This window comes from Mesorhizobium sp. CNPSo 4689 (assembly GCF_057784325.1).
This window is the reverse complement of record NZ_JBWLUZ010000070.1, coordinates 1-8,998: the sequence shown is the minus strand read 5'-3', so window position 1 is coordinate 8,998 and position 8,998 is coordinate 1. Positions and strand designations below refer to the sequence as shown.

The window sequence follows — 8,998 nt, the reverse complement described above, 5'->3', positions numbered from 1 at the left end:
ACGCGCTCCCCACCGGCAGCCCGCCCGCCCCTGCACCCTTGAGCCGGCGTCGTCAGTGATAACCTGTCCCGGCAATGTAATCGTACAGCACCTGCTCGTTGTTCAGCAATTCGTCGAGCCGGTGCTTGACCACGTCGCCGATGCTCACCACGCCGACAGTGGCGCCGCCATCCATGACCAGCACATGGCGCGTGCGCCGGTTGGTCATGGTCGCCATCACCGAGGGCAGCAAATCCTGTATCGAACAGGTCGCCACACTGCGGTTCATGATGTCGGCGACCCGCATCATGGGCGCCCTGGTTCCGTGTTCAGCCACGGCATTGCAGCAGTCCCGTTCCGACAGCGTGCCCAGGCAATCCCCCCCGGGGAAACGGCTGACGACCACGAAGCCGATGTTGTTGTCCCGAAACAGCCGTAGCACTTCCACCATCGTCTGACTTGGAGTGACTGAGATGACCTCGGGAGCCTTGGTCTTCAAGATTTGGCAGACCAGCATATGAGCCTCCTGTCTGCGCGCTCCGGCTTGCCAGCTGGCGCGCCTTTACGTTCGTCGGATATTCCGCCACCAGTTGTACCCCTGCGGCTCGCTCGTCTCGACCAGCACGTCCTGTTCGGTGTTCAGGCGTGCAGCGACTACGCCGCCGCCGGTCATCGCCTTGCCCGGCTTGCCGAGCAGATCGTCGCGCCCGATCACCAGGTCATGCGAGGAAAAACTCGAGAATTCGTACTGTTGGCCAAGCGCGATCGCGTCCGCCGGGCAGGCGTCCTCGCACAGCCCGCAGAATAGGCACCGGGCCATGTCGATCTCGAATTTTGCCGGGCGTCGGTTGCCCTTCTCGTCCTCGTAGGGGATGACTTCGATGCAGTGGGACAAATCCGCGCGCAGAGTTCGCAGGCCACGCATTTGATCTCGCCCTCTTCGTCGCGCTTGAGGAAGTGATGCCCGCGGTAACGCGAATAGGGCAACCATTTTTCCTTGTCCGGATACTGCATGGTCACGGATTTGGAGAACATGTAGCCGAAGGTCAGCGCCAAGCCGTTCGCCAGATCGGCGAAGAACGCCCAGCCGATCCATGTTCCAATTCTGTCCAGTGCGCGCGACATCGTCGCCCCGCTGCGGAGCCGCTGCGGCCCTAAAGGAAAGCAACACCGGTTATGATTATGTTCGCCATTGACAGTGGAAGCAAGACTTTCCACCCGATCGCCATCAGTTGGTCGTAGCGGTAGCGTGGGAAAGTGAAGCGGAACCAGATAAACACATAAACGAAGAACGCGACCTTGAGCAGGAACCAGAGGATCGGTGGCAACGGGACCAGCACGCCGTTCCAGCCGCCGAAGAACAGGATCACCGCCAGGACCGACGTCAGAAGCATGATGGCGTATTCACTGACCATGAAGAACGCAAAGCGGATACCGCTGTATTCGGTATGGAACCCGGCCCCCAGATCGCCTTCCGCTTCAGCCAGGTCGAAGGGAATGCGCTGCGCTTGGGCCAGCCCGGCGACGAAGAACACGAAGAACCCGACCGGTTGGTAGACGATGTTCCAGACATTGGCTTGCGCCCGCACGATCTCGAGCAGGCTCATGGATTGCGCAAGCATTACCACCCCGATGACCGCGAACCCCATCGGGATCTCGTAGCTGATCATCTGAGCGCAGGTCCTGAGGCTGCCCAGGACAGCGTATTTGCTGTTCGCCGCCCAGCCGCCGAAGATGACGCCATAGACCTCAATCCCGATCACCGCAAAGACGAAAAGCAGCGCCACGTTCATGTTGGAGACGTAAAGAGTGATCTCAGTGCCGAGGACCGAGACGGATTCGCCGAAGGGGACCGCGACGAACACCACGAAGGGCGGAGCGAGCGCCAGGATTGGCGCCAATTTGAACAGGAAGCGGTCGGCCTCGGCCGGGATGTGGTCCTCTTTGGTCAGAAGCTTGATCCCGTCCGCCACCGGCTGCAGCAGCCCATGCCATCCCACACGCATCGGCCCCATCCTCTGCTGGATGTGCCCCGCGATCTTGCGTTCCAGCCAGGTCAGCGGCAAGGGCAGCAGCAGCAGGATCGCAATCAGCAACGCGACCTTGAAGACGATCAGCCCGAGAGCAACGACGAGTTCCATGATCCGAGGTCACTCGTTCAACGGGACGAGACCCGCGACCCGATTAGCACTGTCAGGCTGCGCTGGGCGTGGCAATTGCCAACGGTGGCGCAACTTATGCAATGGTATCACAGCCTTGCCATCACTGGCTACGATGCGTGCGGCGCGGCGCTTAGTTGGGACGGCAGCGCGAAACGAACTGCCATTCAATATTGTCTCGTACATTTTCGATAGAGCGCCTATCCTAGCGTCAGATCAACCGTGAAACTTGTGTCGGAACGCAGCCTCAAGACGACGCCCGCGCTTCCTACCAGTTCTGCCTGGCACCTGGCGTTTTGGGACTGAGTGTTGCGCGACGCAGCACCAGCGTCAGGGGCGACCCATGCAACTCAGTTCAAGCAGCTTTGCGAACGGTACGACGATCCCGCGGCGTTTCACTTGCGACGGTGAGGATCGTTCCCCTCCCCTCGGCTGGACCGGCGCTCCGGCCGGAACCCGCAGCTTTGTCCTTCTCTGCGATGATCCAGACGCTCCGGTGGGGATCTGGCATCACTGGGCGGCCTATGACATTGCGGCCGATTGTGTAGGGTTGGCCGATGGCGCCGGCGAGCACGCCGGCAAGCAAGGCTTCAAGCAGGCAACCAACGATTTCCGGCGACCATGTTACGGTGGTCCCTGCCCACCGCATCGCCATGGCCGACACCGCTATCACTTCCGGTTGCTTGCGCTGTCGATCGATCACCTGCCGCTCGGCAACGGCCCATCGTGTCAGGCGGTCGAACGAGAAGCGCGCAGGCATCTCCTCGCCGAGGCGGTTCTCGTCGGAGTATATGAGCGATGATGGTCTTCGCTCGTGTGAACTCTGGCAATTGAGGAAGGCCTGCGGGTCATGAGCGGCATGAGTGATCGTGATGGACCTGGCTGGTACGCGTCATGCGGATCTTTCTCTGTGGCGATGTGATGACGGGGCGAGGCATAGACCAGGCGCTTCCACATCCGTGTGACCCTCGTCTTCACGAGCGCTATGTGCAATCGGCCATAGACTATGTCCGGATGGCGGAGGAGGCGAACCAACCGATACCGACACCGGTCGACTTCTGCTACATCTGGGGCGCAGCGCTGCAAGAATTGGAGCGGGCGCGGCCGGACGCGAGCATCATAAATCTTGAAACCAGCATTACGCGCTGCGATGCCTTTGTCGCCAAAGGCATCAACTACAGGATGAGCCCCGAGAACGCCGACTGCCTCGTCGCCGCGGGGATCGACTGCTGCGTTCTCGGTAACAATCACGTTCTTGATTGGGGGCGCGCCGGACTGCTGGAGACCCTGGCAACGCTCGAGCGTTTGCAGATCAAGACCGCTGGAGCGGGGCGCAATGCCGCCCAAGCAAGCGCCCCGGCGATTTTGGCAGACACCGGCGCGAGGCGCGCACTTGTTTTTTCGTTCGCCTCGAAGACGAGCGGCGTCCCTCGACATTGGGCGGCGACGCATGACCGGGCCGGAGTGAACTTTCTACCTGCGCTTTCCGATGCGACTGTCGCAGCGATCGCCGATCTGGTGGCCGCTGTCCGACGAGAAAATGATGTGGTCGTGGTCTCTCTTCATTGGGGACCAAACTGGGGCTATGACATCCCGGAGGAGCAAAGGTGGTTCGCCCGCGAACTGATCGACAGGGCGGGCATATCCATCGTTCACGGCCATTCATCGCATCATGCCAAATCCATCGAAGTGTACAAGAATCGCCTCATTCTCTATGGCTGCGGCGACTTCTTGAATGACTATGAAGGCATCAAAGGCCACGGGGAATTCCGGTCCGACCTTGCCCTGATGTATATCGCTGACCTTGGTCCCGGAAGTCTGGATCTGGTCGCTCTCGAACTGGTGCCCCTCCAGATCCGCCGGTTCCAGCTCATCCACGCGACGAACAGGGACGTTGCCTGGTTGCGGCAGACTCTGAACCGAGAAAGCCGGCAGTTTGGTACGTGCGTTGGAACTGCGCCAGGGGGGAGGCTTGCGCTGTCCTGGCCGACAATGTGAGCTTGCGGTGGGCACGGTCATCCAATTGAGCTAAGATGAGCGAACCGCAGAAAGTGGCCGCAGTTTCGCCAAGTGCGTCCAGCGGCCCAACTTCGCTGCTTGGAAGCACGCGTTTCTTGTGAATGGCGCTCGTTGCCATGACCACGCCGATCGTCCTGCCTTGGCCGTTGCAAAGCCGCCTGGAGGCGGTAGCGCGGGCGGTGCTGCAACCTGGCGCCCAGCCTCAGATTGATTTCTCGCGACCAATCGGCGAGGCCGGACTGGCGTCGCCGGACTCCGTGTCGTGGCGCGTGTTCAAGAACCCGATCTCGCTGTTCATCGGCGGCGTCACCGCCGTGATCATGGAGCTTGCAGAACCGCGGGTGCGCACAGGCGTATGGGAGCATACGTCTTTCCGCCTGAATCCAATTCGGCGACTACACAGCACGGGGCTCGCTGCCATGGTGACGATCTACGGTTCCCGCACCACGGCCGAGGCCATGATCGCCCGCGTTCGGCGGATACACGACCGGGTCGCAGGCGTGACATCGTCGGGCGAGACGTATTGCGCCAATGACCCCGACCTTCTGAACTGGGTTCAGGGCACGGCTGCATACGGCTTTGTCCAAGCTTATCACGCCTATGTGCGGCAGCTCTCCGCATCGGAGCGCGACAGCTGTTATGCCGAGGGCATTCCGGCCGCGCAACTTTTCGGCGCCACAGGCGCACCGGGATCGGAAGCCGAGCTTGAAGCGCTGTTCCGTGCGACAGCCGGACGGCTGGAGCGCTCGGCCGTTGTGCCCGAATTTCTCGCGATCATGCGTTCAGCGCCTATCCTGCCGCTGCCGCTGAGGCCGGCACAGCACCTGCTGGTAGCGGCTGCCGTTGATCTGGTGCCTGGTTGGATGCAAGCGCTGTTGGGGCTCACCGGGCACGGCTTGCACAGTTGGGAAGCCGAGGCAGTCCGGCAGGCAGGGGCTTTGGCGGATCGCCTCGTTATGGAAACCAACCCGGCCGTTCAGGCCTGCCGGCGGATGCGCCTTCCGGCCGACTATTTGTATGTCCATCGCAGCGCAATCGGGCCCCGTCCATGATTGTCTTGTTCACGGATTTCGGCTTGCACGGCCCCTACACGGGTCAGATGAAGGCTGTGTTGCACCAGATGGCGCCGGGCATCCCCGCGATCGACCTCTTCTCCGATGCGCCGGTCGGCAATCCCAAGGCGTCGGCCTACCTGCTGGCTGTTTATGCGGAGTGGTTTCCTGCGGGAACCGTCTTTCTCTGTGTCGTCGACCCAGGCGTCGGAGGGACGCGCCCGTCGGTCATCGTCCAGGCCGACGGTCGCTGGTATGTCGGCCCCGGCAACGGCCTGTTCGAGCTGATCCAGCGCCGCGCGGCTGAGACGTTCAGCTGGGATATCGACTGGAAACCAAAGCGCCTGTCCGCCAGTTTCCACGGGCGTGACCTGTTTGCCCCGGTCGCGGCCATGCTGGCACGCCGTGAGCCGCCGCCCGGAAGGCCGCGCCTGGATGAAGCAGATCGCCGTAGAGACTGGCCGGAGGACCTCGCCGAGATCGTCTATATCGACCATTTCGGCAATGCCATGACCGGCCTGAGGGCGACCAAGCTGCCAGCTGGCGCAAGGCTCGCCGCAGCAGATCTCGTGCTGGAGGCCGCGACGACCTTCAGCGATCGTCCGCCGGGCATGGCCTTTTGGTACGAGAACTCGAACGGGCTTGCCGAGATTGCTGTCAATCAAGGGCGCGCGGACGGCGAGCTCGGTCTCGCGATCGGTAGTCCTGTGGAGATCGTCCTTTGAACGAAACCGGTTGTCCGTCACGGCGTTGATCTATTGCGATGCGCAAATCAACGAAACGAGGCCCGGGCGCCGATCTGCCGAAGCCGCAAAAAGGCGATGACAAGGCGCGGGCGAAGACCGGCAACAAGCGCCTCGCCGAGCAGATTCGCAAGGTTTTGCCAAGCACTATGCGAGCAAATACCGGGCGAGGTGAAAAACGCGATCGCTGCATCAGGAATGAGCACGAAGGGAGCTTGTCATGACCGATGGTATTGCTCAGAAAATCTGTACGCCCTGCCGCGGCGGCATTGCGCCGCTAACGGAGGAGGCAGCCGAGGGCTATCTGTCCCAGACCCCTGGCTGGGAACTGGAGGAGGCGCACCTGCTGCGCCGCAACTTCAAATTTGCGGACTTCCGTCAAGCGCTCAGCTTCATCGACAAAGTTGCCCGGTTGGCGGAAGAAGAAGGGCATCATCCCGACATCTGCTTCGGCTGGGGTTATGCGGCGGTCTCGCTGCAGACTCACAAGATCAAGGGATTGCATGAGAACGACTTCATCATGGCCGCGAAGATCAACCTCATCGCCGGTTCGTAGGGAGGCACTCGGCACCCCAACCACCGGAACGGGTCCAAAAGTTCGCACGGTTAGCGCGATTTCCGGACCCTTAATCGTGGCACCTAAGAGCAGTACCGAAGAGGCTCGTTGATCAGTGGTCGCGCAACATTTCCTCGAGTATTTCCTCGACCGTGTGCGGCGAAATGCCAAGTTCTTGAAATCCGGGCATCTGTGGCGACGAGACGTTGTCGACCTGCATCAGTTCCACTTGATTGCGAGTGACGGGCGGACTCGCAAGTATTTCCGCGGCCCATGCGAGTGCGTGCCAAGTGGCAAATGGCATTGGGACCAGTATGGGTCTAAGACCGGCTTGGTGTGCAACGACTCTGAGAAATTCCCTGTAAGAGTAAACGCGGGGACCGCCGCACTCGTACGTGGTCGCATGCGTTTCCGCCCCCTGCAGCGCTCTTGCGGTCGCCTCTGCCACATCACCCACATAGGCCGGCTGCAATCTCGTCAGGCCCCGACCGAACATCGGATAGATTGGAAGCCGGCGGAGAAGTTTGAGGATAATGGTGAGAAACGCGTCATCCGGTCCGAACATCACCGCCGGGCGGATGATAGTGGCGTCAGCAAACGCGGCACGCACCACCAGTTCGCCTTCACCACGCTTGCGGATGTAGAGCGACGGCGAGGCAACGTCGGAGCCGATGCCCGGGCATGGCAATTGCCAACGGCAGCGCAACTTGTGCGATGGTATCACAGCCTTACCGTCATTGGCTACGATGTGTGCCGTTCGGCGCTTAAACGGGATGGCAGGGCGAAACGAACTGCCATTCAATATTGGCTCGTACATTTTCGATAGAGTGCTTATCCTTACGCCCGATCAACCGTGAAGCTCGTGTCGGAACGCAGCCTCAAGGCGACGCCCGTGCTTCCTCCCAGTTCTGCCTGGCACCTGGCGTTTGGGGACGAGTGCTGCGCGGCGCGGCAATAGCGTCAGAGGTGACCCATGCAGCTCATATCAGTGGAGGTACGGTCATACCGCTCAGCCCATATGTGGGAACCGGTCGATGCATCGATCATCTGCCCGGTCACGAGCACACTATCATGGGCTCTCCGCAGGCTGCCTTCGAGCACGTAGCGGACGCCAAGCTCGCGCCCGACCCGCTTCACGTCCACCGCGCGCCCCTTGTAGACGGACGTCGAGTTACGTAGACGGACGTCGAGTTACGCGCGATGACGAAGAGCCAATTGATGCGCGCCAGACCGGTGATGATGTCTTCAACTATTCCGTCGGCGAAATAATCCTGTTCAGGATCGCCGCTTAGGTTCGAGAACGGCAAGACTGCGATCGAAGGCTTGTCGGGCAATGTCAGCGTTGCCTTGGCTACGACCTCGGCCGGGTCAAGACCAACGACTGTGACGGCCGGCCCGACATAGCGGTAGCCGCGTCGCGGCCGCGTCTCTATCCAGCATGCACCACCGGCCAGGTTTTCAAGGACCCGACGCACCGCCGCAATCTGGACGGTCAGGTTGCTGTCCTCAATGGCTTGCCCGGGCCATGCCGTCTCGATTAGCGTCTCTTTCGGAACCAGCACGCCTGTCCGCTCCACAAGCAGTGCAAGCAGCGCAACGGCCCGTTGGCCGAGCGGCGTCGGCTCAACGCCGTGGAGGAGGATCCCGGCGGCGGTGTCGAGGCGAAATGGACCAAACGCGAGGCTTGCTGCCATTCCCGAAGGAGATACCGTTTGCGATTTTTTCGCAATCATTTCGCAACGGCTTCACGACTGGCCGGCACGACGGGGGCATTCTGTACCGGTGTTTACGGAAGCAACGCCGAGCCGATGGAGGATCAAATGAGCGCCGCCCCAGTCATCCGCATGCCTGACGAGAACAAGGGAGTTATGCTGCGTGGCCATCCGTTGGTGTTTCTCGTCACCGGGGACAATACGAGACACACGAGCATGTTTGACTGGACGAACCCGGCCGGGTTTGCCACCGGTCTTCATGTTCATCGAGTGCAAGAGGAAACCTTCTACGTGCTTGATGGCGAATGCGTCTGGCACGTTGGCGAAAAGACGATCCGCGCGACCCGGTACCTACCTGTTCATTCCACCGGGCGTGCAGCACAACATTACCAATGTCAGCGTAAAACCGGCGCGCGTGCTGATGACCGTCTCCCCACACCCGGGCACGAGGGCTATTTCGAAGAGCTCGCCGATCTGGCTGCGCATGGCTCTCCGGATCCGAGGGTGCTTGCCGAGCTGCGGACCCGTTACGATACCGATCAGCTCTCTACAATGACGACAAGCGCATAGGCGCGATTGGCGAAGGCCCGTTCCGGTGCAACCGCGACCGCCGGTGCTGTCGCCGTCGGTGTCTTCTGTGGATGGCTCCCGTATTGCAAGAGGTAATTCGTTGTTCTGGCGCATTGGTCGGGTGCAGTCTTCTGTCCGGCCTGTTCATGCAGCCGTTCGAAGCTGCTGGCCCTGATGGGGTCGGCGAACAAGGTCCCAATCTGCTTTG

Annotated in this window: 11 protein-coding genes and 2 pseudogenes; 7 read left to right on the top strand and 6 right to left on the bottom strand. The window is 61.1% G+C overall.

The annotated features are described in order from the left end of the window. Nucleotides 1-52: 52 nt before the first annotated feature. The 3 genes and pseudogenes from AC04SI_RS32655 to nuoH all read right to left on the bottom strand — a co-directional run bounded on the left by AC04SI_RS32655 (nucleotide 53) and on the right by nuoH (nucleotide 2,120). Complete coding sequence (locus AC04SI_RS32655; protein WP_404284244.1) at nucleotides 53-496, bottom strand: CBS domain-containing protein; 444 nt, start codon at nucleotides 494-496, stop codon at nucleotides 53-55. A gap of 45 nt (nucleotides 497-541) precedes the next feature. After that, nucleotides 542-1,104: pseudogene (locus AC04SI_RS32650) on the bottom strand (NADH-quinone oxidoreductase subunit I). A gap of 29 nt (nucleotides 1,105-1,133) precedes the next feature. After that, nucleotides 1,134-2,120 carry an NADH-quinone oxidoreductase subunit NuoH gene (nuoH, locus tag AC04SI_RS32645; RefSeq protein WP_404284241.1) on the bottom strand — a complete coding sequence of 329 codons (987 nt, stop codon included), beginning with the start codon at nucleotides 2,118-2,120 and terminating at the stop codon, nucleotides 1,134-1,136. Between the two features lie 361 nt (nucleotides 2,121-2,481). Here nuoH and AC04SI_RS32640 point away from each other — a divergent pair, with 361 nt between their 5' ends. The 6 genes from AC04SI_RS32640 to AC04SI_RS32615 all read left to right on the top strand — a co-directional run bounded on the left by AC04SI_RS32640 (nucleotide 2,482) and on the right by AC04SI_RS32615 (nucleotide 6,508). Further along, nucleotides 2,482-2,940, top strand: coding sequence for a YbhB/YbcL family Raf kinase inhibitor-like protein (locus AC04SI_RS32640; RefSeq protein ID WP_404284239.1), 459 nt, complete (start codon nucleotides 2,482-2,484; stop codon nucleotides 2,938-2,940). 92 nt (nucleotides 2,941-3,032) lie between these two features. Then, nucleotides 3,033-4,136 (top strand): CapA family protein, encoded by a 1,104-nt coding sequence (locus tag AC04SI_RS32635; protein WP_488475674.1) that lies wholly within the window; start codon nucleotides 3,033-3,035, stop codon nucleotides 4,134-4,136. A 137-nt stretch (nucleotides 4,137-4,273) separates the two neighbouring features. Continuing rightward, complete coding sequence (locus AC04SI_RS32630; RefSeq protein WP_404284237.1) at nucleotides 4,274-5,209, top strand: oxygenase MpaB family protein; 936 nt, start codon at nucleotides 4,274-4,276, stop codon at nucleotides 5,207-5,209. Then, nucleotides 5,206-5,934: an SAM hydrolase/SAM-dependent halogenase family protein gene (locus AC04SI_RS32625; RefSeq protein ID WP_404284235.1), complete on the top strand. Its 729-nt coding sequence runs from the start codon at nucleotides 5,206-5,208 to the stop codon at nucleotides 5,932-5,934. Before AC04SI_RS32630 ends, AC04SI_RS32625 begins: the two co-directional genes overlap by 4 nt. 38 nt (nucleotides 5,935-5,972) lie before the next feature. After that, nucleotides 5,973-6,176 carry a hypothetical protein gene (locus AC04SI_RS32620; RefSeq protein WP_488475673.1) on the top strand — a complete coding sequence of 68 codons (204 nt, stop codon included), beginning with the start codon at nucleotides 5,973-5,975 and terminating at the stop codon, nucleotides 6,174-6,176. Beyond that, nucleotides 6,173-6,508 (top strand): 4a-hydroxytetrahydrobiopterin dehydratase, encoded by a 336-nt coding sequence (locus AC04SI_RS32615; RefSeq protein ID WP_404284232.1) that lies wholly within the window; start codon nucleotides 6,173-6,175, stop codon nucleotides 6,506-6,508. Before AC04SI_RS32620 ends, AC04SI_RS32615 begins: the two co-directional genes overlap by 4 nt. Nucleotides 6,509-6,620: 112 nt before the next feature. Here the strand turns inward: AC04SI_RS32615 and AC04SI_RS32610 are convergent, their stop codons facing one another. Together AC04SI_RS32610 and AC04SI_RS32605 are read right to left on the bottom strand one after the other, a co-directional pair. Beyond that, entirely contained in the window at nucleotides 6,621-7,310 is a 690-nt protein-coding gene (locus tag AC04SI_RS32610; protein ID WP_404284230.1) for a Rossmann-fold NAD(P)-binding domain-containing protein, read from the bottom strand. 331 nt (nucleotides 7,311-7,641) lie between these two features. Beyond that, nucleotides 7,642-8,202, bottom strand: a complete 561-nt coding sequence (locus AC04SI_RS32605) for a winged helix-turn-helix domain-containing protein (protein ID WP_488475672.1) — start codon at nucleotides 8,200-8,202, stop codon at nucleotides 7,642-7,644. A gap of 126 nt (nucleotides 8,203-8,328) precedes the next feature. Between AC04SI_RS32605 and AC04SI_RS32600 the strand changes: the two are divergent. Then, nucleotides 8,329-8,790 (top strand): annotated as a pseudogene (locus AC04SI_RS32600) (cupin domain-containing protein). Here the strand turns inward: AC04SI_RS32600 and AC04SI_RS32595 are convergent. Continuing rightward, nucleotides 8,760-8,998: hypothetical protein (locus AC04SI_RS32595; protein WP_488475671.1), on the bottom strand; the 239-nt coding region annotated here is incomplete at its 5' end. The pseudogene AC04SI_RS32600 and the gene AC04SI_RS32595 sit on opposite strands and share 31 nt — an antisense overlap.